Origin of the sequence: Caulobacter sp. RHG1 (assembly GCF_013181195.1) — a bacterium.
In the GTDB taxonomy this organism is placed as follows: domain Bacteria; phylum Pseudomonadota; class Alphaproteobacteria; order Caulobacterales; family Caulobacteraceae; genus Caulobacter.
In genome coordinates this window covers 393,321-415,832 of record NZ_SMZP01000002.1, presented here as the reverse complement: position 1 = coordinate 415,832, position 22,512 = coordinate 393,321, and the positions used below count along the sequence as shown (strand labels likewise).

Genomic DNA, 22,512 nt, shown 5'->3' with positions numbered 1-22,512 from the left:
CCTGGAGAGCCGCGGCGGTCGAGCGAGCGGGGGACACCTCGGCGGCGAGAGGGGAGCCCCCTTCCCAGGCTGGGGAAGGGGGCTTGCAGCCGGGGGCTGGGGTGGACCCGGCTGCGGACGTCGGAGCCTTGCGGGGGAAAGGGCATGGCTCCGGCGCTCTCCTAGGCGGCTGACCCTGTCCGCCGGCCCCGGCGCAGGACCAGGCCGCAGATGGCGGGCAGCACGAACAGGGTCAGGGCCGTCGAGGTGATCAGGCCGCCGATGACGACGGTGGCCAGCGGCCGCTGGACCTCCGCCCCGGTGCCGGTCCCGATCGCCATGGGTACGAAGCCGAGCGAAGCCACCAGGGCGGTCATCAGAACGGGTCGATAGCGCTCCAGTGCGCCGTCAATCACCGCCCGGTCGACCCCCATCCCCTCCTCGATGTTGCGGCGGACCGCCGCGATCAGCACCAGGCCGTTGAGCACCGCCACGCCGGAGACGGCGATGAAGCCGACCGCCGCGGAGACCGAGAACGGGATCCCGCGCAGGAAGATTGCGAAGATCCCGCCCGCCAGCGCCAGCGGTACGGCGGTGAACACCGTGCCGGCCAGGGCCGCGCTGCGCAGGGCCAGATAGAGGACGCCGAAGATCATCAGGAAGCAGACAGGGACGATCAGGCCCAGGCGCTGGGACGCGGCCTGGAGGTTCTGGAACTGGCCACCCCAGGCGATGTACGAGCCGGCCGGGACGCGCACCTGTTGGGCGATCTTCTTTTGGGCCTCGTCGACGAAGGAGCCCAGATCGCGCCCCTCGACATTGGTCTCGATATAGATCCGGCGCTTGCCATTATCGCGGCTGACCTCGTTGAGGCCTTCGGTGAAGTGGAAGCTGGCCAGCTGACGCAGCGGAGCCGAGGCGCGCGGCCCAACGCCCGTTTGCGGCAGCATCACCGGAATGGCGCCCAGCGCGTCGAGGTCGTCGCGCTTGGCGTTGGGCAGGCGCACCACGATGTCAAAGCGCTTGTCGCCTTCGAACACCTGGCCAGCCTCGCGCCCGCCGAGTGCGGCCGAAACCGTGTCGGCCACATCCTGCACCGTCAGGCCGTAGCGGCCGATGGCGTCGCGATCGAACTTGATGTCGAACGTCGGGAAGCCTTCCGTCTGGGCCACGCGGGTGTCGGCCGCGCCAGGGATGCTGCGCAGGACCTTGGCGATCTGATCCGCGGTGGCGGTCATCTGGCCCAGGTCGTCGCCGTATAGCTTGACCGCCACGTCGCTGCGCACCCCGCCGATCAGCTCGTTGAAGCGCATCTCGATGGGTTGGGTGGCGTCGTAGAAGTTGCCCACGATCGGCTCGGTGACCTTGCGGATCCGCTCGACCACCTGCTCCTTGGTCTTCACGCCTTGAGGCCAGTCCTTCTTGGGTTTGAGGATGACGTAGTTGTCCGAGGCGTTCGGCGGCATCGGGTCGGCCGCGAGGCTGGCGGTGCCGGCCTTCGAATAGACCGTCTCGACTTCCGGCAATTGCAGGATCGCCCGTTCGATCGGCAGATCCAGCTCGACGGACTTGTCGATCGACGTCGAAGGGATGCGGACCGAGGACAGGTTGAGGTTCTGCTCGTCGAGCGAGGGCATGAACTCGCGGCCCACGAAGCCGAAGGTGATGACCGCCAGGGCGAACACCCCCGCCGCCGCGCCGATGAACGGCCAGGGACGGTCGACGGCGCGGCGAAGCCACGGCGCGTAGGCCTCCTTGGTCTTGGCGACGATGAAGACTTCCTTCTCCGACACCTTGCCGCGGATGAGGATGGCGGTCATCGCCGGCACGAAGGTCAGCGAGAGCACGAAGGCCGAGGCCAGGGCCAGCATCAAGGTGATGACCATCGGCGAGAACATCTTGCCCTCCACGCCCTGGAAGGTCAGGCACGGCAGGAAGACCAGGAAGATCACGATCTGGCCGAACACCGAGGGCCTGACCATTTCCTGAGTGGAGCGCAGCGACACCTCCAGGCGCTCCTGAAGCGTCAGGATCCGCCCTTCATGATGCTGTCGCTCGGCCAGCCGGCGCAGGGTGTTTTCGACGATGATCACCGCACCGTCGATGATCAGGCCAAAGTCGAGCGCGCCCAGGCTCATCAGATTGCCCGAGATCTTGAAGGCGTTCATCCCGATGGCGCTGAACAGCAGCGACAGGGGAATGACCAAGGTGGCGATCAGCGCCGCACGCCAGTTGCCCAGCATGAAGAACAGGATGGCGACGACCAGAAGCGCGCCCTCGGTCAGGTTGCGCGCCACCGTGGCGATCGTGGCCTCCACCAGCTGCGAGCGGCTGAGCACCACCTCGGCGGTCAGGCCTTGGGGCAGGGTGGTGACGATCGTCTCGAGCTTCTTGGACGCCGCCGCCGCGACTGTCCGGCTGTTTTCGCCGACCAGCATCAGCACGCTGCCGACCACCATCTCGTGGCCGTCGCGGCTGGCCGCGCCGCGGCGCAGCTCGCCGCCGACATTGATCCGCGCCACGTCCTGCAGCAGCACCGGCGTGCCGCCGCGCGTGGCGATGACCGCGCGGGCGATTTCGTCGGCCGAGCGGATGCGGGCGTCGCCGCGCACCATGTAGCTCTCGCCCGAGCGCTGGATGAAGTTGGCGCCGACTGAGAGATTGGCCCGTTCCAGGGCGTCGCCCAGCTCGCTGTAGGAGATGCCGTAGACCCCCAGCTTGGCCGGATCAGGTTCGACCACGTACTGTTTGACGAAGCCGCCCAGGGAGTCGACGTCGGCGACGCCCGGAACGCTGCGCAGTTGCGGGCGAACGATCCAGTCCTGCACCGTGCGCAGATAGGCCAGGCGCGAGATCTCGTCGCCCAGCCGCTCACCGTCCTCGGTCAGGAACGCGCCATCGCTCTGCCAGCCGGGTTTGCCGTCCGTAACCTTCGCGCCCTTGCCTTCGGGGTTCTTGAAGTCCACCGCATAGTGGACGATCTCGCCCAAGCCGGTAGACACCGGCCCCATCTGCGGCTCGACCCCTTGGGGGAGGTTCGGACGCGCCTGAGCCAGGCGCTCGGACACCTGCTGACGCATGAAGTAGAGGTCGGCGCTATCCTTGAAGATCGCCGTGACCTGGGAAAAGCCGTTGCGTGAAAACGAGCGGGTGCTCTCCACGCCGGCCAAGCCCGCCAACGCGGTCTCGATGGGAAAGGTCACCCGCTTTTCGACCTCCACCGGACCCAGGGTGGGAATGACGGTGTTGATCTGCACCTGCTTGTTGGTGATGTCGGGCGTGACGTCGATCGGAAGCTTCCACAGCTGCCAGACGCCGAACACGGAGATGATCGTCACAATCGCGAGGACAATCCATCGCGACCGGACCGAGAACGAGAGGACCTTGTCGATCATTCCTCGTCACCACCCTTGACGATTTCGGCCTTCAGCAGGAAGGCGTTGCGCGTGGCCACCGTCTCGCCGGCCTTCAGGCCCGAGACGACGAGCGCGCGTCCGCCGCTGCGCTTGGCCACGACCACCGGCCGAACCCCGAAGGCGCCGGCGGTGCGGACAAAGACGACGTCGCGGCCGCCCATCGACTGGATCGCTTCATCGGGAACGATGAACCCGGCCCCGCCGCTGGCCTGGCCGGTGATGATCGCCTGAACAGCCTCGCCGGGAACCAGCGCCGCGCCGCTCACGGTGAGCAGCACGGTGGCCGATCGGGTCTCGGGGTTGAGCGTCGGGGTCACAGAGCGAACGACAGCCGGAAAGTCCGAACCGGCGGCATTGCGCACGGTCGCGGCGGCGCCGACCGAGATCTGGGCGGCGTCCTGAGGACTTACGGCCACTTCGATCTGAATGGCGCGGGCGTCGGCGACCCGGAAGAGTTCGCTCTCGGGCTGGACGAAGGCGCCCAGGACCGCCGGGGCGGCGGTGATGCGCCCGCTGATCGGGCTGATGACGGTGACGCTGCGACCATCGTTTGAGACCCGCGCGGCGCCCGCCGCGGCGCGCGCGCCGGCGGCTTCAGCGCGAGCCGCGTCGGCTTGCGCCCTGGCCGTCTCGAAGTCCTGGCGAGAGGTGACGCCCTGTTCGAACAGGGTCTTTTCCCGGGCCAGGTTTGACACCGCCAAGGCGGCCCTGGCTTCGGCCGCGCCCCGCTGGCCGGCGACGAGCGCTGCGTCACGGCTCTCCACCAGCGCCAGCGTCTCGCCAGCGCGGACCGGCTCGCCGATGCGCTTGAACACCCGCATCACCGTGCCGGCGGAATGAGCCGTCAGGACGGCTTCCCCGCCCGGGGCGGCGGCGACGCTGCCCGAAGCCTGGATCTGGCCGCCGAAATCGCCGGCCGACACCGTCTGCAGGCCGATGTTGGAGACCTTCAGATAAGCATCCTCGACCTTGACCTCGACGGGGCCGGTCTCAGCCGCGGGCGCGGCAGTAGGCGCTGGCGGCGCCTTGGTCGTCAGCTTGGCCAGGCCAAAGCCGGCGCCCAGCAGCGCGACGGCGGCGACTCCGAGCAGGAGATTGCGCGGTCCGGCCGCGGAACGGATAGCCATACTTCTATTCTCCGAAAGGGGCGCGGCCGGCGAGGCGGGCCAAGGTGGCCTGGGCGCGTACCCGCGCCACACGCGCATCAAGGGTGGCCCCGCGCGCGCTGGTCAGGGCGCGCTGGGCGTTGAGGACTTCCACGAGCGGGGTCTTGCCGGACTCGTAGCCGAGGCGGGCCAGGCGATAGGCCTCGTCGGCGGCGGCTTCTGATTGCTTGGAGGCCCCCAGGCGACTGACCGCGGCGTCGGCCTGAGCGCGCGCCGAGCGCCAGTCGGCCTCGGCCCGCAGTCGGGCGTCCTGGAACCGCGCGTCTGCCGCGTTGGCTCGCGCCGAGGCGGCCGCGACGTTGCCGCGGTTCTGATCGAAGACGGGGAACGGCAGCGAAACGCCCGCGATGAGCGCGGTGGCGTTGTCGCCGCCAAAGCCCTGGCCATTCAGTCGGCGCACGCCCAGTGAAGCGGTGAGGTCGGGAACCGCGCGGCGACGCTCGGCGACCACCTCGCGGCTGGCGGCCTCGCGTTCGGCCTGCGCCACCTGCAAGGCGGGCATGTCAGCCGGTGGAATGGCGTCTGCGGTTTCGGGCAAGGCGGGCGCGTCGAGTAGGCCCCCCGAAAGGCTGGTGTAAGGCTCGTTCGCGCCGGCCAGGGCCGACAGTCGGGCCAAGGCTTCGATGGCGTCGGCGCGGGCCGCCTCGGCGTCGGCGCGGGCCGAGGCTTCGGCCGCCTGCGCCGTGACCAGGCGTAGATTGGCTTCACGCCCGGCCTCGACAAGGGCGCGCGAGACGCCAAGGTCATCCTGGGAGCGCTTGAGGGCCTGGGCGGTCAACGCGGCGCGGGCCTCCGCGGATTCGGCGCCGGCATAGGCTAGGGCCAGATCGTAGGCGAAATCGGCCGCGGCCTGGCGGCTGCGCGCCTCGGCGGCGGTGACCGCCGCGTCTGCCGCGATGCGTCGCGCCGAGCGCTTGCCGCCCAATTCCAGGGCCTGGGCGACCGAAACCGTGGACTCCATCATGCCCGATCCCTTGTAGGGACCCTGACCCGTGAAGTTTTCGAACTCTAAGCCCACCACAGGATTGGGCCGGGCGCGCGCCTGGGTGGCCAAGCCCTCGGCCTCGCGGATATCGGCCTCGGCTTGCTTCAAGCGGGGCGCGACCTGGCCGGCCTGGCGCAGGAGGTCGGCAAAGGGCGGAGCGGTTTGAGCCCAGGCGGGCGTCGCCGCCGCGGCGGCGCCCCACGCGGCGCACGCGAGGGCGAGGTATGAGAGTCTAGACAGGATACATCCCCAGAGCTTGGCCGACGCGGTGGAGCCGTCAGCCGCCTACTTGCGATTACGCAGGCCCGTGGCGGCGCCCACGTCGCGGGGGAGATTTTTCTAGGGTGGGGTCAGCCCGCCGCGAGGCGCTTGCGCGCCCTGGCGATGCGGCCTTCCAGTGCTTTGATCGTGATGTTCAGGCTGTCGGCCGCTTCCTGGTAGCTGAGGCCAGAAACAGCGGTCAGCACGAGGGCGTTACGAAGATCGTCGGGCAGGTGAGCGATACGGCCCCAGACCTGTTCCAGCGCCAGGCGATGATGGGCTTCAGCCTCTGGATCGGGCGCTTCGACCTCGATGCGGGTGGCGTTCTCGTCCAGTTCGGACGCGCCAAAGAAAAAGGCCCGCACCCGGCGGCGGCGCGCCATGTCGCGCACCCGATTCAGCGCAATGCCGAACAGCCAGGCGCGAAAAGGCCTCTGGCGATCATAGTCCGCCAGCCGTCGCCAGGCCGAGAGGAACACCTCCTGCACGACGTCCTCGACCTCGGAAGTCGGGGCGCCATAGGCGCGGCTCAGCTTGGCGACCGCCGGGCCGTGGTGGCGGAAAAGTTCGACAAAGGCTGAGCGATCGCCTGCGATGGCGCGGGCGGCGAGCGCGGCGTCATCCGGGGCGTCGATCACTTGGCTCCGTCGGACAGCGCCTTGACCAGAGCCGCGTCGTAGGCTGGCCGGTGCTGGGCGTCCAACCCTTCGCGCATTTCAACGACATGCTGCAGGGTGGCGCGCTCGAGTTCGCCCGCCGCGGCCTCGACCTCACGGCTGGCGGCCTCGACCTCCGGCGTCCAGCCTGGTTGCAGGGCGATGGCGCGCGCCAAACGTCCGTTGGCAGCCTTCACGCGCTGTTCGATCGCCGCCCGGCGCGTCTGGTAGGCTTGCTCGCGCGACTCCAATCGCTGGGACTCCTGGGCGCTCAAAGGCACCTGCTCGTGGAGTTCCTGGTGCAGGTCCGTCGAGGTTGGATGGGCCGACTGCAAGAGCCAGTGGGCGGCCGAGACCACCACCGCGCCGGCCGCGCCGGCGATCGCGGCGCTCACCACCATTCGCGTCCAGTTGGCGCGGCTCATCCGGCGGGTCGCGGCGCGAGCAGGTTCGAGGGCGAGGCCGTGAAAGCGGCGGCCGGCCAAAGGGTGGCCACCTCCACTTGCGGCCGCAGCATCAGGCCGAGCCCGCTGGTCGTCGCCCCGCCAATCAGGGTCGCCACCAACAGGCAGGCCGTCAGTTGCCGCCACTCACGGCGCGATTCAATCGTCTTGGGCGCGGGCTCACCGGCTAGCCGCAAGGCCAGGGCGTCAACCGCCTGAACGGAAAGATCGACGCGTGCTTTGCCCGCGTCCTCCAACCATTTATCGATATCATTCATCGCAGTTCTCCACGAACGCCATCAATCGCCGGCCACGGCTGCGCGTCGAGCGTTTTGTCACCCATACAACGCGCGAGCGCGAGCGCGAGCGCGTGCTTCGGGTCGGCATTGGTGCAGCTCATCAACAGGCGTCTCACGTCGGCCAAACCCGAAGGCGTTCTCTAGGGTTTACGCATCCGGTCGGTCTCACCCGCGCCGCTCTAGGGCGGAATGCGTCCTGCGTCAGCCTCGGTGGCGATTCAGGCGGCGCCCATCTCCGTCGCTACGATGGACTTAGGGTCCGATATAGGGTAGGGGGGTATGATATATGCGAACCTGAGGCGGCCGTGGCCCACACCCTTCGAGACAAGACCAAGCTTCTGAACCGGGTCCGGCGCATCAAGGGCCAGGTCGAAGCGATCGAACGCGCCCTCGACGAGGAGAAGGAATGTGCCGCTCTCCTGCAGCTCATCGCCGCTTCGCGCGGCGCGATCGGCGGTCTGATGGTCGAAGTCGTCGAAGACCACATCGCCTGCCACCTCGCCGACCCGGCCCTGACGCCTGAGGCGCGAAAACAAGGCGCCGACGAGCTCATCGACGTCCTGCGATCCTATTTGAAATAGCACTGGAACGACCATGTCCGCACCGCAAGACCTCGCCGACGCGGCTGAGGCGCGCACGATCGCGCCAGCCGCGCACCGTTCCGCCAAGGGGGCGGACACGCACCATGGCCACGACCACGATCACGATCACGATCATGATCATGATCATGATCATGACGAACACGGCCACGACCATGACCATCCGTTCGAGGTCGCCGAAGCCGTCCGGATCGGGCTGGTGGCGCTGGCTGCGCTTGCCGTCTGGTTCAAGCTCTGGGAGCCGCTGACAGCCGTCAGCGTGATCGGCGTCGCCGGCCTGGCGATCGGCGGGTGGCCGATCTTCAAGGAGGCGTTCGAGAACATCCTGCAAAAGCGGATGACCATGGAGCTGTCCATGTCGATCGCGATCGTCGCGGCCGCGGCGATCGGCGAATTCTTCACCGCGCTCGTCATCACGCTCTTCGTTCTGGTCGCTGAAGTGCTCGAAGGCCTGACAGTGGGGCGCGGGCGTAAGGCCATCCGTGATCTCTTGGAGTTCCTGCCGCGCGAAGTGTCGGTGCGACGCACCGGTCAGGTCTCCACGATCGCCGCCGAAGATCTCGGCGTCGGCGACGCGATCCTCGTCTCGCCCGGCGGCCGGATCCCGGTCGATGGCGTTGTTCTCGAAGGACACTCGTTCGTCGACGAGTCGCGCATCACCGGTGAATCCATGCCGGTGGAGAAGCTCGCGGGCTCGGCAATCTTCGCCGGCTCCATCAACCAGTCGGGCGCGATCGAGATCCGCGCCGACCGCATCGGCCGCGACACCAGCTACGGCAAGATCATCGAGGCGGTGGAGCGCGCCGAGCGCTCGCGCGCCCCAGTCCAGCGCCTGGCTGACCGCATGGCGGGCTACCTCGTCTATTTCGCGATCGGCTCGGCGGCGCTCACCTACGCCATTACCCGCGATCTCTACGCGACGATCTCGGTGATCATCGTAGCGGGCGCCTGCGGCATCGCGGCGGGCACGCCGCTGGCGATTTTGGGGGGCATCGGCCGATCCGCGCGCCTTGGCGCGATCATCAAGGGCGGCGTCCACCTGGAAACGCTCGGCCGTGTCGACACGGTCGTCGTCGACAAGACCGGGACCCTGACCTTCGGGCGGCCCGAAATCCAGCAGCTGTCGCCCGCCTCGGGCGTGGCTGTCGAAGACCTGCTCGCGGCGGCCGCCTCGGCCGAGCTGCGATCGGAACACCCGCTGGGCAAGGCGATCGTGGCGCGCGCCAAGGCCGATGGCCTGGTCATCGTCGAGCCGCAGCGCTTCGATTACACGCCGGGCCGCGGCATCATCGCCTCGATCGGCGGCGCGCGCGTCGTCGTCGGCAACGCCGCCTGGATGCGCGACCAGACGATCGCCTTGCCAGCCGATCTCGCCGATGAGGCGCGGGCGGTGTCTGAGGTCTTTGTCGGGCGCGATGGCCGCTATCTCGGCGCGATCGCCGTCGCCGACACGGTCCGGCCTGAAGCCGGTGACGCCATCCATGCGCTCTGGATGATGGGTCTGAAGATCGTCCTGCTGACCGGCGACTCCGAAGCGGTCGCCACGTCCGTCGGCCGCACGCTCAATATCTCGCATATCGAGGCGGGTCTGCTGCCGGAGGACAAGCTGCAACGCGTGCAGGCGCTGATGCAGCAAGGACGCTGCGTGGCCATGATCGGCGACGGCGTCAACGACGCCCCGGCGCTGGCTCAAGCCAATGTCGGCGTAGCCATGGGCTCGGGCACTGATGTGGCCCAGGAGAGCGCCGATATCGTCCTGCTGGGCAACGATCTGGTGCGGTTCGTCGAGACGCTGAAGGTCGCCAGAAGGACCCGGCGGATCATCTGGCAGAACTTCGCCGGCACCATCGCTATCGATCTGCTGGGCATCGGCCTGGCGGCGTTTGGCCTGTTGGGGCCGCTGCTGGCGGCGTTCATCCACGTGGCCTCGGAAATGGCGTTCATTCTCAACTCCGCGCGGCTCTTGCCGGCGCGAAACAAGGAAGGCGGCGTCGCGACAGCGACCGAAACACAATGAGCGTCAAAGATCCCTGCACCTCTGTTTGCCGGTTCGATGGCCGGACCGGTTGGTGCTTCGGTTGCGGGCGCACGCTGCAAGAAGTGCGCGCTTGGCGCAAACTCCAGCCGCGCGCGCGCACAGTCATCGATCGCGACCTCGCGCGCCGACTGCAGCGGCTGGGCGCGGCCTGACGCCCTGCCGGCGGCTCACGCAAGGCGTCCGCGCCGGCCGTCGGCGGGCCTATTTACGCAGCGTCCAGCGACGACCCTCGTGGTCGGCGGTTTATTTTTCGAGGGCCGTCAGAGCGCTTGAAGCTGCAAGTCGTTCTCAATATGCAGCGCCATGAGCGTCGGCTTGGCCGTGAGGTCAAGGCCGCTCCAGGTCGTCCATCTCCGAGCAAACCGAGGCAGATCCGTGAAGCGTTCGATCTCTTTCCTGACCTTCGCGGCGGGCGCAGCCAGCGCCGCGCCGGCCCTGGCCACCGATCTCAATGTCGCGTTCGAGGTGCCCAAGCTGTCGGTGGCGGAATATCACGCGCCTTATGTCAGCGTCTGGATCGAGAACCCCGACGCGAGTGCGGCCGCCACCCTTTCGATCTGGTTCAAGCCCAACCACGAAAAGTGGCTCAAGGACATGCGCCAGTGGTGGCGCAAGGCCGGACGGACCATGACCTGGCAGGCCGACGGCGTCACGGGCGCGACCCGCGCGCCTGGTCCCCAGAAGGTCGTGTTCAGCGGCGCCAAGGGCGCGCTCAAGGATCTCAAGCCGGGCCAGTACACGCTGGTGGTCGAAGCCGCCCGTGAGGCGGGCGGCCACGAGTCGGTTCGCGTGCCGTTTACCTGGGGCAAGCCCGGCAAGCCTGTCACCGTAAAGGGCGCGACAGAGCTGGGCGCTGTCACCGTGTCGGTGAAGTGAGGGCAAGGCGCATGAACCGATCCATGAGCCGCCTGTTCGCCGTCGCCATGGGCGCGGCGATCCTGGTTCCCGCCGCCGCCCAGGCCGCACGAAACTGGGTGTTGCCGTCGTCGACCGTGCTGTCGGGGCCCAACGCCTGGGTGACGGTGGACGCGGCCAGTTCAGACGAACTTTATATCCCCGGCCTTCGACCGCTCCCGCTGACCTCGATCACGGTGCTGGACGCCGATGGTCAGCCCGTCGCGCTGCAGGGCGCGATCATGGGCAAGCTGCGCTCGACCCTCGACGTGCAGCTCGCCAAGCCGGGCACCTACAAGATCGCCTCGGTCACGACGTCGGTTGTCGCCAGCTGGAGCGAGAACGGCGAGACCAAGCGTTTCCGCGGGACCGAGGAGGACTTCGCCAAACAGGTCCCCGCCAGCGCTGAAGCCTTGAAGACCATCCGGTCCGTCAGCCGCAGCGAAAGCTTCGTCACGCGCGACACCCCCACCAGGGCGGCCCTAAAGACCACAGGTCAGGGCCTGGAGATGGACGCGATCACCCATCCGTCCGACGTCGTCGTTGGCGAGGTCGCCAGCTTCCGCTTCCTGCTGAACGGCAAACCGGTCGCAGGCGTCGAGGTGGTGGCCATGCGCGGCGGCGACCATTGGACAACCAAACCCGCCGAGTTGAAGGTCAAGACCGGGCCTGACGGCGAGTTCAAGATCACGCCGCCCGAAGGCGGCGTCTGGTGGATCAGCGCCAGTGTGCGCACGGGCGAAAGCGTTCGCGGCCCGGGCCCCGGCGGGCAACAGGGGCCGGCTCAACCTCTGCCCGGCGATGGCTACAGCGCCAGCTACACCGCGACGATCGAGGCTCAGCTGCCTTAGCGGAAAAGCCGCTCGGCCTGAGCCAGGGGGCCTATTTGTTGTAGCGCCGGATGACGGTCTTCAGCTCTTCGGCCCCTTGGACACGGTCGGCGTCGGAGAGGCCCGGGGCCGAGACGTGGGCCTCAAGGTGTTCGACGACAACCTCGTCGAGGAAGCCGTTCACCGCGCCGCGGACCGCAGCTGTCAGATGAAGAATCTCGGCGCAGCCCGCGCCGTTTTCCAAGCCGCGTTCGATCGCGGCGACCTGGCCGGCGATCCGCCGGATGCGCGCGATCAGTTCTGGGGATTGGACCTGGAGGTGAGCCATAGGCTAGCCCCATAGCCTATGGCGCGGCCCTAGGCGAGTAGCGCTTTTCGACGCCGGTCCCGCACGGGCGCCACCTTTTCGACTTCAGGCGATAGGCCCGGTCACCAGGCAAAGGGGCGCAGGAACGGGATCGGGCCCACAGACTTGGCCAGCAGAGGGCCGTCTGCACCGCGCCGGCGCAGGGACACGCGCACTACCGTGCCGTCGCTTAGCGCCAAGCGGCAGGTCGGCTGGACCAACGCCGCGGTGATCGTCTTGGCGCTCGCTTCGATGACGCCTTCGGCCGAACAGCCTCGGCGGCGCAGGGTGACCACCAACGTGTAGCCCACTTCGTGGGTGATCGCGCCGATGCGCAATCGCCCTTCGCCAGACAGTCGCGAGACTACCGGCATGATGCGTTGGCGAGACGTCTGACCTTGGCGTCTGGGCAGGGCAGGGGGTGTCCGGGCAGGGTGGCGGATCGTGTGGGTGGGGTGCGTAGGGCCATTGCAGACAAAAGCGGTCTCGAACTTGCCCGGGGTCTCAATGCCCGGCCGGCAATCGACTTACGCAGCAGCGCGGCGGCGCCCTCGACCTGGCAGTGACGCGCTCACTGAGGATTGTCCGGCCGCCCAGTGAGGCGCCCGCGCAGTTGACCGAAAAACGGCCAGCGGAAGCTTTCGCGCATTTTTAGCAGGCCGGGCGAGGGGGGCTCCAATCAGCTGCGTAACTGTCAATGAGGCGCGCTTCCGATGCGCCCCGTAACGACGCAGTGCGCCGGTCGCCCGTAGCTCAACTTGGGCTGCGGTTAAAGTCGTTTGCAAGTATATCAAAATATTCAATCAAATTGAACTCACGTGAGTATGATGTTGTGTGGCGCGTCCGTGCGATGGGGCTCGTGATTTAGAGTCAATCGACGGTGTATGGCTTGTCATGTGTTGCGTCTTAAGAGTGTTTTCATTTGCTCGAATCCGCATCATGGTTTGTCGATTCAGTGATCAACTGCGGAGTCGGCTTGTCTCCGGAGTGTCATGTAAAAATAGATTTCATCGTGCTTTGATGTGGGGGTTAGTTGGAATGCTTTGTGCGGTATCGCCGCAATTTGGCAAAATATCGTCCGGAAAAACCGTCGTTTTCGGGGCTAAGCGTTCTGAGCTTGCCTGGTGAATATGTATATACATGACTTGACGGGAGGGGTGCGGGAACGGTGTTCTCGCCTCGTGGCCAAGACCTGCGGACGGCGGGCGGCGCGGAAAACCACGGGGGTTTGATCATGAAAAAGTTCGGCAAACAGCTTCTGCTCGCCAGCGCCTGCGCTGTGTTGGCGCCGCCAGGAATGGCCTTGGCCCAGACGCCAGACAGCGCCGCCGTCGACGAGATCGTCGTCACCGGCAGCCGCATCAAGCGCACCGACATCGAAGGGGTCGGGCCCGCCACTGTCATTGGCGCGGCCGAGATCGCCAAGACCGGCATCGTCAATGTCGAAACACTGTTGCAGCGACTGCCGGCCGCGGCCGGTTATGCCGGCGGGCAGGGCAACGCCTACTGGGCGTCGCGGGGCTGGGGGACGGCCACCGTTAATCTGCGCGGCCTGGGCATCAACCGCACGCTGGTCCTGCTCAATGGCCGTCGCCTGGTGAACGGCGGCACCGGCGCCAACAGCGCGCCGGACCTCAACACCATTCCGACCTCGATCATCGGCCGGATCGAAGTGCTCAAGGACGGCGCCTCGGCGGTCTATGGCACGGATGCGGTTGCGGGCGTGGTCAATATCATCACCCGCAAGGATATCGACGGCCTGGAGATTGGCGCGCGTTATGGCGCCAGCGACGATGGAGACGGCCAGGACTTCACCGCCGATCTGGCCTATGGCGTGCGCAACGAGCGGGGCGGCCTGCAGTTCGCCGCCAGCTACCAGAAGACCAAGCCCGTGGGCATGCTGAGCCGCGCCGGCTGCCAGTTGAATGGCGCTTCGGGCTCTTTGATCTGCCTGGGCGGCGGGGCCACCGCCGGCGGCCGCGCCTCACTGCCCAATGGCCAGATCATCAACTTCACCGGCGGCAACGCCTACGAAACCTATAGCGCCGCAAGGCACGGGTTCGACGGCACCAGCTATATCAACGCCGTCAATCCGATCCAGCGCCTGACCACGGGCCTGTTCGGCGACTATCAGGTCACCGACGCCGTCCAGGTCTTCGGCGAGTTCCTCTACACCCACCGCGAAACCGAACAGAGCAGCGCGCCCGGCACGCTGGCCAATTTCGTGGTGGCGGCCAACAACCCCACCAATCCCACCGGCCAGCAAGTCACCCTGATCCAGCGTCGTCTGGTCGAGGGCGGCGCGCGAATGGCGTTCCAGGAAACTGACACCTTCCAGGTGACGGGCGGCGCGCGTGGCAAGTTCGGCGCGGACTGGACCTGGGAACTGGCCGCCAACTATGGCCGCAACAGCGGTCGTGACGGTTTCACCAACATCGCCAACAAGCAGAACGTGGCCAACACGCTGAACACGGCGGTCTGCTCGTTCGCGGCCGGCGCGGCGATCCCGTGCGGCGACTACCTGGGCCCGGGCGACGTTTCGCCGGCGGTGCTCAAATATATCATGGCCACCACGATCGACACGGGGGGCAACGAAACCGTCAACGCCAGTTTCGATACGGCAGGTTCGTTGTTCTCGCTCCCGGCCGGCCTGCTGCAGGTCGCGGCCGGCGCAACCTACCGCAAGGACAAGGGGTGGCGTGACCCGGACAACCTGATTGTCCTGGGCATCGCCAACTCCAACCAGCAAAGCCCGATCCGCGGCGCGGTGGAGGCTGTTGAAGCCTATGCCGAGATCAGCGCCCCGCTGCTGAAGGATCTGCCTCTGATCGAAAGCCTTCGGTTCGATGGCGCCATCCGCTACTCGGACTACAAGCGGTTCGGCAGCGACGTGAACTACAAAGCCGCCCTCGACTGGTCGGTGGCCTTCGGTCTTCGCGCCCGCGCCACCTGGGGCACGGCCTTCCGCGTGCCCAATGTCGCTGAGCTGTTCAGCGGCGTCACGCAAGGCCAGCTGACCACGAGCGATCCGTGCAGCCGCTATTCGACCAGCACCAACACCGTCCTGGTCGCCAACTGTCAGGCCGCGGGTGTGCCGGCTGGGTATAGCCAGCCCACCAACGCCATTCTCACCACGACCGGCGGAAACCTGAACCTGACGCCCGAAGAGGCCGAGACCTTGACCCTGGGCCTGGTCTGGGAGCCGCGGTTCGTCTCGGGCCTGGCCTTCACCCTCGACTACTTCAAGATCGACATCGACAACGCGATCCGTTCGATCGCCGGCTCGACCAAACTGTCGGTCTGCTACAACACGCCAAGTCGCAACCACCCGTTCTGCACGGCGGACAATTTCACCCGCAACACGCTGACCGGCGAGATCAACTTCCTGTCCTCGCAACAGGTCAATGTCGGCGCGGAGTCGACCAGCGGTTACGACGCGGCGGTCACCTACGGCTTCGACGTGCTCAGCCGCCGGGCCACCTGGCAGGGCAGTGTGACCTACCTCAAGGACTACACGATCATTCCCTACCCGGGCGGGGCGCCGATCGTTTATCGCGGCCACATCGGCGGCGGTAACGGCGGCTACCCCAAGTGGCGCGGCCTCACGAGCATCTCGATCGAAGATCCCAAGTGGAGCGCCAGCTACACGGTTCAGTGGATCGGCAAGGCGACGGATTTCAACGCCGCCCCCACCGCGATCGGCTACCGCACGCCGAACGTCTTCTACCACAACGCCCAGTTCGCCTATCGCGTGAAGGAGAACGCGACCCTGGCCGTCGGCGTCGACAACCTCTTCGAGGAAAAGGCCCCGTACCTGCCCAGCTACACGGACGGCAACACCGACACCATGACCTACGACCTGGTCGGGCGGCGCGGCTACGTGAGCATGAAGTACAAGTTCTAACCCCCTTGGCGCGCGCCGTCGCCGCATGGGCGGCGGCGCGATCCTCAATCTTCGAGACCATCCCAGCCCGCGCGCCAAAAGCGCGGACCCACACGAAAGGGTACCCCCGTGAGACTAGCCGCTGCTCTCCTGATCTCGCTGGCCCTGCCGGCCGCCGCACTCGCCCAAACGAGCGACGCTCACCAAGGCCATGCGCACCCGCATGCAGCCGTTGCGCCCAAAACCACTGTGCCGGCCACGGCCGTGGCCCCGTCCTTCGTCCAGCTGGCCACCAATGTCGAGGTGATCCCCAACCTGGAGGCCGCGGTCAAATCCCAGGCCGCGACCATGACCCACGAGGGTCTGTTTGGACCGCTGCTGTTCGCCGAGCAGACGCGCGCCTTCTTCATCGAGCTGCAGCCGGGCATGTTCCTGGCCGAGCACCCGCATGACATCGGCAGCATCATCTACACCGTGCGCGGTAAGTGGGTGCTGGCCAGCGAAGGCAAGCGCCAGGTCATGGAAGCCGGCTCGCTGTTCCGCTTCGGCGACAAGATGCCGACCGGCTGGGAAGACCCGTTCGGCGAACCGGCCCTGCTGCTGGTCGTCAAGCCCAAGGGCGAGAGCACTAGCTTCGATCTCTTCAACCGCAGCATCAAGGCGATGAAGACCTCGACCGAGAAGGATCGCGCCAAGGGCATGGCCTTCTACTACAGCGAGCTGAAGCCTGACGATCCGGCCCTGGCCTTCGCCCGCAGCGTCAACCCCGACTTCGACGCCGTCCTGAAGATCAAGCCCTGATGCGCAGCTCGCCCAAGCAAGGTTCGCGGGCCCTGTCGGCCGCGGTGGCGGCGCTGGTGGTGGGAGCGGCTTGCGCCGCTTCCGCTCAGGCGCACCCCGGGCACGCCAAGGTCACGCCGGTCGCCTGGAAGACGGTCGCATCGGTGGATCTGGCCGCGTTCAACAAGGACCTGGTCGCCGGCAAACCGACGATGGACGTGGCGGTCTATGTGCCGTCCAACTTCGACCCGGCGTTCAAAAAGATTTCCGTCGAGCAGATGATCGACGGCATCCGCGCGGCCAAGGAGATCTATGCGCCCACCGGCGTCCAGATCAAGCTGGTGTCGGTCAAGACGGGGGTCATTGATCCTCGGTTTCTGTCGATCCAGGCCAACGAAATCCCGCGGGTGCCCGACACCGAGTATCTCAACTCCTACGAGGCCAGCAAACGCCATCCCACAGAGCTGACGCAGATGGCGCGCGAGGCGTTCGAAAGCGTGATCGAGCCTGACAAGGACAACACACGGACGCTCTATTTGATCGGCCTGCAGGACGTGATCATGCCGTTCCTGGAACTGGCCGAAGGCCGCAACTGGACGGTGAAGATGGTGCGGACCGGGGGGCTCTCGTTCCCGTCCTACTCTTACTACAACACCATCCCAGAGGCCTATCGCGGAGCCATCACCATCACCAACCTGTCCACGCCCGGACGGGCGCGCCGGACGATCGCCCATGAGATCGGCCACAAGGTGATGAACGTCAGCCATGAGTACAAGACGACCTCGCCGGCCCATGAGGTGTACGCCGACGGCGGGCTGATGCTGTACGGCACAGGCGTGGATGTGCCAGCGGGCGAGGCTGGTCGCTGGCATCTGGAGCGCCTCTTGGCGTCGCCTTACCTCTACCGGCTGCGCAGTGACGGGACCAAGCAGTGGAACCCCGACTACAAGGAGGGCGGCCACTACTACGACCCGCTGTACGGCCAGAAGGCCGTCCAATTCCCGGGCCAGTCGAAGATGGATCCCAACTGGTGATCTGCGGCCGGTCGCGCCCCTCGGTTCGCCCTTGTGCGGCCGCCTTGGCGGCGCGACCGGCCCATCGCGTCTTGATCCCGCGCGACCTAGAGCGCCGGGAGCACGGAAGATTCGGGACCAGGAGCCCACCGCGCGTGACCATCGATCAGCCCGAGAAGTCCTTGATCCGGCGCATCCGGTCGGAGATTTCCGATCACATCCTGTCGGGAGACTGGCCGCCGGGCTACCGCATCCCCTTCGAGCACGAGCTGACAGCTCAGTATGGCTGCTCGCGCATGACCGTGAGCCGCGCCCTCGGCGCGCTGGCGGAAACGGGATTGATCGAGCGCCGTCGTAAACTCGGCACCTTCGTGGCCCGCCCGAGAACCCATTCGCTGGTGCTGGACGTGCCCGACATAGCCGCCGAAGTGATCGCCCGCGGCGAGACCTACGCCTACGAACTTCTGTCCCACACGATCCGCACCGCCACCCAGGCCGACCTGGAACACCTGGATCTGGATCGCCCGGTTCGGGTGCTGGTCATGCGATGCCTGCATCGCGCCGGCGGTAGGCCCTACGGCTTCGAGGAACGCGTGATCAATCTGGAGGCGGCGCCCGAAGCCGAACGGGCGGACTTCAGCGCCGAGCCTCCCAACAGCTGGCTTCTGGCGCACGTGCCTTGGACCCAGGCCGAACACCGCATCAGCGCGGTAAACGCCGCACGCGCCAGCGCCGCGATCCTGGCCATCGCCATCGACACCGCCTGCCTCGTCGTCGAACGGCGCACCTGGCGCGGCTCCGACAAGATCACGCACGTTCGGCTGACCTATCCGGGCGACGCCTACGACTTGGTCGCGCGCTTCTCGCCGCGACCCAACCCGCCGACGGCCTGACACGGTCGGGGCTCTCTTCTTTCCTTCTCTCTGACTAACCCCAACTGGAGTTCCCAATGCGCAAGTTCCTCGCTCCGCTCGTCCTGGCCACGACCCTGCTGTCGGCCCTGCCGGCCGCCGCCCACGACGAGCTGCCGATCGACGGCCAAGTCACGGCCGTGACCGCCACGGCCATCAAGGTCAAGACCAAGGACGGCCAAGTCGCCACGCTCGACGTCGACAACAACACGCGGGTGGAGCAGGGCGGCAAACGCGTCGGTCTGAAGGACCTGAAGGTCGGCCAAACGGTCAAGGCTCTGGGCTACGGCGACAGCATGACCGACCTGGTCGCGATCGACGTGACGATCCTGGCCCCCGCCAAGGGTCGCTGAGCCCCGATCCGCAAACGCCAATCTCGATGATCCCGTGAAAGACCTTTCTCTCACACCGCGGGGCATGGGGCGCGCGACGCTGGGCGTCGTCGTCCTCCTGATCCTCGCGGCCGCCGGTCCGGCCATGGCTCACGGCTTAGGCGGCAAGGACGCCGCCTTCGTCGCGGGCACCACCGGGCCCGACATTATCCCGTTCCTGTACCTGGGGGCCAAGCACATGGTCACCGGTTACGACCATCTGCTGTTCATCCTGGGCGTCATCTTCTTCCTCTATAAGATGAAGGACGTCGGCCTCTATGTGACCCTGTTTTCGCTGGGTCACTCGCTCACCCTGCTGGCCGGGGTGCTGGGCCGGATCGAGGTCAATTCCTACCTCGTCGACGCGGTCATCGGCCTATCGGTCGCCTACAAGGCCTTCGACAACCTGGGCGGCTTTCGAACCCTGTTCGGCGTTCAGCCCAATCCGAAGACGGCCGTTTTTGGCTTTGGCCTGATCCATGGCTTTGGCCTGGCGACCAAGCTGCAAGCCCTCGAGCTGCCGCAGAACGGCCTGCTGACCAACATGCTGGCGTTCAATGTCGGCGTCGAAATCGGTCAGCTGATCGCGCTCACCTTCATGCTGGCCTTCATCATGATCTGGCGCACCCTGCCAGGCTACCGGCGCATGTCCACCGCCGCCAACGTCGTCCTGATGACGCTCGGCTTTATTCTCATCGGCCTCCAACTCGGGGGCCTCGCCTACGGAGCACCGGCCTGATGTCGGACCCCAAGATCCCGGCGGACGCGATCGACGCTGCGTCCCCTTCCAAGCGAACCCTGCTGTATTCGATCGGCGGGGCTGCGATCACCGCGGTGGTGATCACCTTCGCCGCGGTGCTGCCCGCCGAATACAACAAGGATCCGCTCGGCCTTGGCCGCGCCACGGGGCTTTCGCGCCTCTGGGCGCCCGAGGAAATCACCGTCGACGCCAACGCCGCCTCCGGGCCGTCGGCCAGACGAGAGTCGGTGGCGTTCCGCACGGACACCTTCGAAATCCCGCTCGCCGCCAGTGGAGACGAAGCTCGCCGCAATGCGCTGGAGTTCAAGGTGCGCCTGCCGAAGGGCGCCAGCGTCCTCTACAGCTGGCAGGCTGAAGGGCTCGATACGCCCGAGGACCTGATGTTCGACTTCCACGGACACAGCGTGGCGGCCGAGACCAAGGGGCCGGTCAGCGTGGCCAACTACGAGCGCGGCAGCGGCGCGGGGGCCAACGGCGCTCTGGTCGCGGCGGTCGACGGCATTCACGGCTGGTATTTCCGCAACCGGGCCGCCAAGCCGATCAAGATCCGCCTGAAGCTCTCGGGCTTCTACACGCTCATCCCCGGCGGCCAGGAAGGCAACTTGGCGGGGATCCAGCCCGACGCGGCGCCGGCCGCGTCGGGGCGCTAGCCGACTGACGATCACGGTGGTCAATGCAAGGACAACGGACATGACGCGAAAGACCGCAAATCGCCTTGTGCTTTGCCTGGGCGCGGCGCTTGCGATGCTCTCGGCTCCGGCCGGGGCGCACGAGATGTTCCTCAAACCCACGCGCTTTGATCCTGTCCCTGGGTCTACCGCCGTGATCGCGCTTTTCAACGGGACCATCGACAAGAGCGAGAACCCGATCACCCGCGACCGGATGAACCGCGTCCTGGTGATGGCCAACGCCACGACCACCACACCCGACGCGGGCCAATGGCGTGACGACAAGGTCACGTCCTATCTCGACCTGCCGGTCGCCGGGCCGGGGACCTACATCGTCGGTGTCTCGACCAAGGCCAGGATCATTGAACTGTCGGCCGACAATTTCGAGGAATACCTGCGCCACGACGGCATTGAGGACACGCTGAAAGCCCGCGTCGCCGAACATACGCCGCGCACCGCCGTTCGCGAGCGCTATTCCAAGCACGTCAAGACGATCCTGCAGGTCGGTGACGCCCAGACCGACGACTATGCCCGGCCGCTGGGGCTTCCCGCCGAGATCCTGCTGGCGGCCAATCCCGCGACAGTGAAGGCCGGCGACACGCTCGCGTTTCAAGCCCTGCTGAAAGGCGCGCCGATGGCGGACCAGCTGGTCTACGCCAGCTACGAGGGCTTCGAGGGTGAGATCGCCGGTGGCGGCGCGGGCAGGGCCGTTCGCCTGCGCACCGACACCGACGGCAGGGCTGCTTTCAAGGTCACCCGGCCAGGTCGCTGGTTCATCACCTTGATCAACATGCAAAAGGCCAGCGGCGAGGCGACCTACGAGTCCAACTGGTCGACCTTGACCTTCGAAATCCGCTGACCGGATCACCCGTGGTGGGATCGGTCGTTCTCGACAGTCCAGGACGGGACGGCCTGACTGGGCAGGCCCCAGGGCCGATCGCGATGCGATCACGGATCGAGGCGCTCGATGTGCTGCGCGGCGTCGCGGTGCTGGGCATCCTGCTGATGAATATCCAGCAGATGGGACGTCCGTATTTCCTTGGACGCCCCGATCCGCCCGTCGCGCTGAACGCCGACTGGATCGTGTTCATGGTCCAGGACGTCCTGCTCTCGGGGGCCATGCGGGGTCTCTTCACGCTGCTCTTCGGCGCGGGCATGGCCCTGATGCTCCAGGACGCGGATAAGGCTGGGCGGGGCGAACGGGTCCAGGCCTTCGCCACCCGAGCCTTCGCCTTGATGGCGTTGGGTGTCGCCAGTTTCGCGGTGTTGCTCTGGCCCGGCGAGATCCTGTTCGACTACGGCGTCTGCGGCCTGGTGTTGCTGCTGTTCCGCGCCGCCAACCCACGCCTTCTCGGGTCGGCGGCTCTGGTGATCCTGTTGGTGGTTAGCTTGATAGAGGGGGCGCCAGGCCTGACGCGGGCCGGCGCGCTGCGTGCTGGCGAGACTGCGCTGGCCATCCAGACCCAAGGGCGGCCCGTGACTCTGGACCAGGCTGCGGCGATTTTCGCGCGCGAAGACATCGTTTCCAACCAGATCGTGACCGCCCCGGAGCGGCAGGCCGAGCGCCAGGCGCGAACCCATTTCCCGCAGGCCGTGACTTGGAGCTTGCAGCGCTGGATCGCGTCCAACATCTCCTGGCAGGGCGTGCTGCACAAATTGAGGTCGCTGGCCTTCATGCTGATCGGCATGGCGCTCCTGGCGAACGGCGTGCTGACGGCCGAGCGATCCCTTCGGTTCTATGCTGGCTTGGCCGCTGGCGGTTACGCTCTGGGGGCTACGGCGCGGGGCGCCTTGGCGGGGATCGGCTGGCATCACGGCTTCGTACCAGACCCGACCTCCGCCGCATGGCAGGGGTTCGTCTCGGAAGGGGCGCGGCTGTCGATTACGCTGGGTTTGACAGGCTTGGTGCTCCTGGCCTTCAAGCTCGGCTTGCCACGGGTGCTGGGCGTGACCCTGGGGGCGGTCGGGCGTCTGGCCTTGACCAACTACATGGCCCAGTCGGCCATTGCGCTGCTTGTGTTCATGGGTCTTGGCCTATTCGACCGCCTTGGTTTCGCTGAGCTGGCGGCCTTGGCGGGCGTTATTTGGCTGGGGCAGGGCCTCGCCAGTGTTCTGTGGCTCAGGGTCTTCGAGACCGGGCCGCTCGAATGGATCTTGCGCCGCTGGGCCTACGGGCCGCGATGCGCCCAGGTTCGGACCTTGAAGCCATGAATA

22 protein-coding genes are annotated in these 22,512 nt (G+C 66.8%); 14 read left to right on the top strand and 8 right to left on the bottom strand.

The features are described from left to right. Positions 1-161: 161 nt before the first annotated feature. The 6 genes from E1H18_RS05670 to E1H18_RS05645 all read right to left on the bottom strand — a co-directional run bounded on the left by E1H18_RS05670 (position 162) and on the right by E1H18_RS05645 (position 7,184). Complete coding sequence (locus tag E1H18_RS05670) at positions 162-3,374, bottom strand: CusA/CzcA family heavy metal efflux RND transporter (protein WP_172264549.1); 3,213 nt, start codon at positions 3,372-3,374, stop codon at positions 162-164. Then, positions 3,371-4,522, bottom strand: coding sequence for an efflux RND transporter periplasmic adaptor subunit (locus E1H18_RS05665; RefSeq protein WP_172264547.1), 1,152 nt, complete (start codon positions 4,520-4,522; stop codon positions 3,371-3,373). The genes E1H18_RS05670 and E1H18_RS05665 overlap by 4 nt, the downstream gene beginning before the upstream one ends. Positions 4,523-4,526: 4 nt before the next feature. Continuing rightward, on the bottom strand, positions 4,527-5,786 hold the full coding sequence (locus tag E1H18_RS05660) for a TolC family protein (RefSeq protein WP_194247914.1): 1,260 nt from the start codon (positions 5,784-5,786) through the stop codon (positions 4,527-4,529). A gap of 110 nt (positions 5,787-5,896) precedes the next feature. Then, entirely contained in the window at positions 5,897-6,445 is a 549-nt protein-coding gene (locus E1H18_RS05655) for a sigma-70 family RNA polymerase sigma factor (protein ID WP_172264545.1), read from the bottom strand. Further along, the gene (locus E1H18_RS05650) at positions 6,442-6,888 is read right to left on the bottom strand and encodes a periplasmic heavy metal sensor (protein WP_172264543.1); all 447 of its coding nucleotides are present in this window, start codon (positions 6,886-6,888) and stop codon (positions 6,442-6,444) included. Before E1H18_RS05650 ends, E1H18_RS05655 begins: the two co-directional genes overlap by 4 nt. Next, entirely contained in the window at positions 6,885-7,184 is a 300-nt protein-coding gene (locus E1H18_RS05645; protein ID WP_172264541.1) for a CnrY/NccY family anti-sigma factor, read from the bottom strand. Before E1H18_RS05645 ends, E1H18_RS05650 begins: the two co-directional genes overlap by 4 nt. 326 nt (positions 7,185-7,510) lie before the next feature. Between E1H18_RS05645 and E1H18_RS27240 the strand changes: the two genes are divergently transcribed. From E1H18_RS27240 to E1H18_RS05620, 5 genes are all read left to right on the top strand, one after another. Next, on the top strand, positions 7,511-7,786 hold the full coding sequence (locus E1H18_RS27240; RefSeq protein WP_172264539.1) for a metal-sensing transcriptional repressor: 276 nt from the start codon (positions 7,511-7,513) through the stop codon (positions 7,784-7,786). Positions 7,787-7,799: 13 nt separating this feature from the next. Then, a complete protein-coding gene (locus tag E1H18_RS05635; RefSeq protein WP_172264537.1) occupies positions 7,800-9,821 on the top strand; it encodes a cation-translocating P-type ATPase in 2,022 nt (673 codons plus the stop codon). Continuing rightward, positions 9,818-9,994: a DUF1289 domain-containing protein gene (locus tag E1H18_RS27235; RefSeq protein WP_172264535.1), complete on the top strand. Its 177-nt coding sequence runs from the start codon at positions 9,818-9,820 to the stop codon at positions 9,992-9,994. Before E1H18_RS05635 ends, E1H18_RS27235 begins: the two co-directional genes overlap by 4 nt. Before the next feature lie 223 nt (positions 9,995-10,217). Then, complete coding sequence (locus tag E1H18_RS05625; RefSeq protein WP_172264533.1) at positions 10,218-10,718, top strand: DUF2271 domain-containing protein; 501 nt, start codon at positions 10,218-10,220, stop codon at positions 10,716-10,718. A gap of 23 nt (positions 10,719-10,741) precedes the next feature. Continuing rightward, a complete protein-coding gene (locus tag E1H18_RS05620; RefSeq protein ID WP_241735901.1) occupies positions 10,742-11,587 on the top strand; it encodes a DUF4198 domain-containing protein in 846 nt (281 codons plus the stop codon). A 31-nt stretch (positions 11,588-11,618) separates the two neighbouring features. Here E1H18_RS05620 and E1H18_RS05615 read toward each other — a convergent pair whose 3' ends face one another. Both E1H18_RS05615 and E1H18_RS05610 read right to left on the bottom strand, forming a co-directional pair. Continuing rightward, a complete protein-coding gene (locus tag E1H18_RS05615) occupies positions 11,619-11,894 on the bottom strand; it encodes a metal/formaldehyde-sensitive transcriptional repressor (RefSeq protein WP_172264529.1) in 276 nt (91 codons plus the stop codon). Positions 11,895-11,995: 101 nt separating this feature from the next. After that, entirely contained in the window at positions 11,996-12,250 is a 255-nt protein-coding gene (locus E1H18_RS05610) for a hypothetical protein (protein ID WP_172264527.1), read from the bottom strand. 896 nt (positions 12,251-13,146) lie between these two features. On the opposite strand from E1H18_RS05610, the gene E1H18_RS05605 reads away from it, so the two are divergent. The 9 genes from E1H18_RS05605 to E1H18_RS05565 all read left to right on the top strand — a co-directional run bounded on the left by E1H18_RS05605 (position 13,147) and on the right by E1H18_RS05565 (position 22,509). Further along, positions 13,147-15,816 carry a TonB-dependent receptor gene (locus tag E1H18_RS05605; protein ID WP_172264525.1) on the top strand — a complete coding sequence of 890 codons (2,670 nt, stop codon included), beginning with the start codon at positions 13,147-13,149 and terminating at the stop codon, positions 15,814-15,816. A 108-nt stretch (positions 15,817-15,924) separates the two neighbouring features. Beyond that, positions 15,925-16,596, top strand: a complete 672-nt coding sequence (locus E1H18_RS05600; protein WP_172264523.1) for a cupin domain-containing protein — start codon at positions 15,925-15,927, stop codon at positions 16,594-16,596. Beyond that, a complete protein-coding gene (locus tag E1H18_RS05595; RefSeq protein ID WP_172264521.1) occupies positions 16,596-17,609 on the top strand; it encodes an ImmA/IrrE family metallo-endopeptidase in 1,014 nt (337 codons plus the stop codon). The genes E1H18_RS05600 and E1H18_RS05595 overlap by 1 nt, the downstream gene beginning before the upstream one ends. 134 nt (positions 17,610-17,743) lie before the next feature. After that, positions 17,744-18,481: a histidine utilization repressor gene (hutC, locus tag E1H18_RS05590; RefSeq protein ID WP_370526435.1), complete on the top strand. Its 738-nt coding sequence runs from the start codon at positions 17,744-17,746 to the stop codon at positions 18,479-18,481. Positions 18,482-18,537: 56 nt separating this feature from the next. Further along, positions 18,538-18,852: a DUF5666 domain-containing protein gene (locus tag E1H18_RS05585; protein ID WP_172264519.1), complete on the top strand. Its 315-nt coding sequence runs from the start codon at positions 18,538-18,540 to the stop codon at positions 18,850-18,852. A 64-nt stretch (positions 18,853-18,916) separates the two neighbouring features. Further along, complete coding sequence (locus E1H18_RS05580) at positions 18,917-19,609, top strand: HupE/UreJ family protein (RefSeq protein ID WP_172265673.1); 693 nt, start codon at positions 18,917-18,919, stop codon at positions 19,607-19,609. Beyond that, the gene (locus E1H18_RS05575; RefSeq protein WP_172264517.1) at positions 19,609-20,280 is read left to right on the top strand and encodes a hypothetical protein; all 672 of its coding nucleotides are present in this window, start codon (positions 19,609-19,611) and stop codon (positions 20,278-20,280) included. Before E1H18_RS05580 ends, E1H18_RS05575 begins: the two co-directional genes overlap by 1 nt. Before the next feature lie 40 nt (positions 20,281-20,320). Beyond that, entirely contained in the window at positions 20,321-21,157 is an 837-nt protein-coding gene (locus E1H18_RS05570; RefSeq protein ID WP_172264515.1) for a DUF4198 domain-containing protein, read from the top strand. An 83-nt stretch (positions 21,158-21,240) separates the two neighbouring features. Then, positions 21,241-22,509: a DUF418 domain-containing protein gene (locus tag E1H18_RS05565; RefSeq protein ID WP_172264513.1), complete on the top strand. Its 1,269-nt coding sequence runs from the start codon at positions 21,241-21,243 to the stop codon at positions 22,507-22,509. Positions 22,510-22,512: the final 3 nt, after the last annotated feature.

Bases quoted from the DNA above. Each gene is read 5' to 3' on its own strand.
- E1H18_RS05670 (WP_172264549.1), bottom strand. From the start codon at position 3,374: ATGATCGACAAGGTCCTCTCGTTCTCGGTCCGGTCGCGATGGATTGTC.
- E1H18_RS05665 (WP_172264547.1), bottom strand. From the start codon at position 4,522: ATGGCTATCCGTTCCGCGGCCGGACCGCGCAATCTCCTGCTCGGAGTC.
- E1H18_RS05650 (WP_172264543.1), bottom strand. From the start codon at position 6,888: ATGAGCCGCGCCAACTGGACGCGAATGGTGGTGAGCGCCGCGATCGCC.
- E1H18_RS05645 (WP_172264541.1), bottom strand. From the start codon at position 7,184: ATGAATGATATCGATAAATGGTTGGAGGACGCGGGCAAAGCACGCGTC.
- E1H18_RS05635 (WP_172264537.1), top strand. From the start codon at position 7,800: ATGTCCGCACCGCAAGACCTCGCCGACGCGGCTGAGGCGCGCACGATC.
- E1H18_RS27235 (WP_172264535.1), top strand. From the start codon at position 9,818: ATGAGCGTCAAAGATCCCTGCACCTCTGTTTGCCGGTTCGATGGCCGG.
- E1H18_RS05620 (WP_241735901.1), top strand. From the start codon at position 10,742: ATGAGCCGCCTGTTCGCCGTCGCCATGGGCGCGGCGATCCTGGTTCCC.
- E1H18_RS05615 (WP_172264529.1), bottom strand. From the start codon at position 11,894: ATGGCTCACCTCCAGGTCCAATCCCCAGAACTGATCGCGCGCATCCGG.
- E1H18_RS05605 (WP_172264525.1), top strand. From the start codon at position 13,147: ATGAAAAAGTTCGGCAAACAGCTTCTGCTCGCCAGCGCCTGCGCTGTG.
- E1H18_RS05595 (WP_172264521.1), top strand. From the start codon at position 16,596: ATGCGCAGCTCGCCCAAGCAAGGTTCGCGGGCCCTGTCGGCCGCGGTG.
- E1H18_RS05585 (WP_172264519.1), top strand. From the start codon at position 18,538: ATGCGCAAGTTCCTCGCTCCGCTCGTCCTGGCCACGACCCTGCTGTCG.
- E1H18_RS05580 (WP_172265673.1), top strand. From the start codon at position 18,917: ATGGGGCGCGCGACGCTGGGCGTCGTCGTCCTCCTGATCCTCGCGGCC.
- E1H18_RS05575 (WP_172264517.1), top strand. From the start codon at position 19,609: ATGTCGGACCCCAAGATCCCGGCGGACGCGATCGACGCTGCGTCCCCT.
- E1H18_RS05570 (WP_172264515.1), top strand. From the start codon at position 20,321: ATGACGCGAAAGACCGCAAATCGCCTTGTGCTTTGCCTGGGCGCGGCG.
- E1H18_RS05565 (WP_172264513.1), top strand. From the start codon at position 21,241: ATGCGATCACGGATCGAGGCGCTCGATGTGCTGCGCGGCGTCGCGGTG.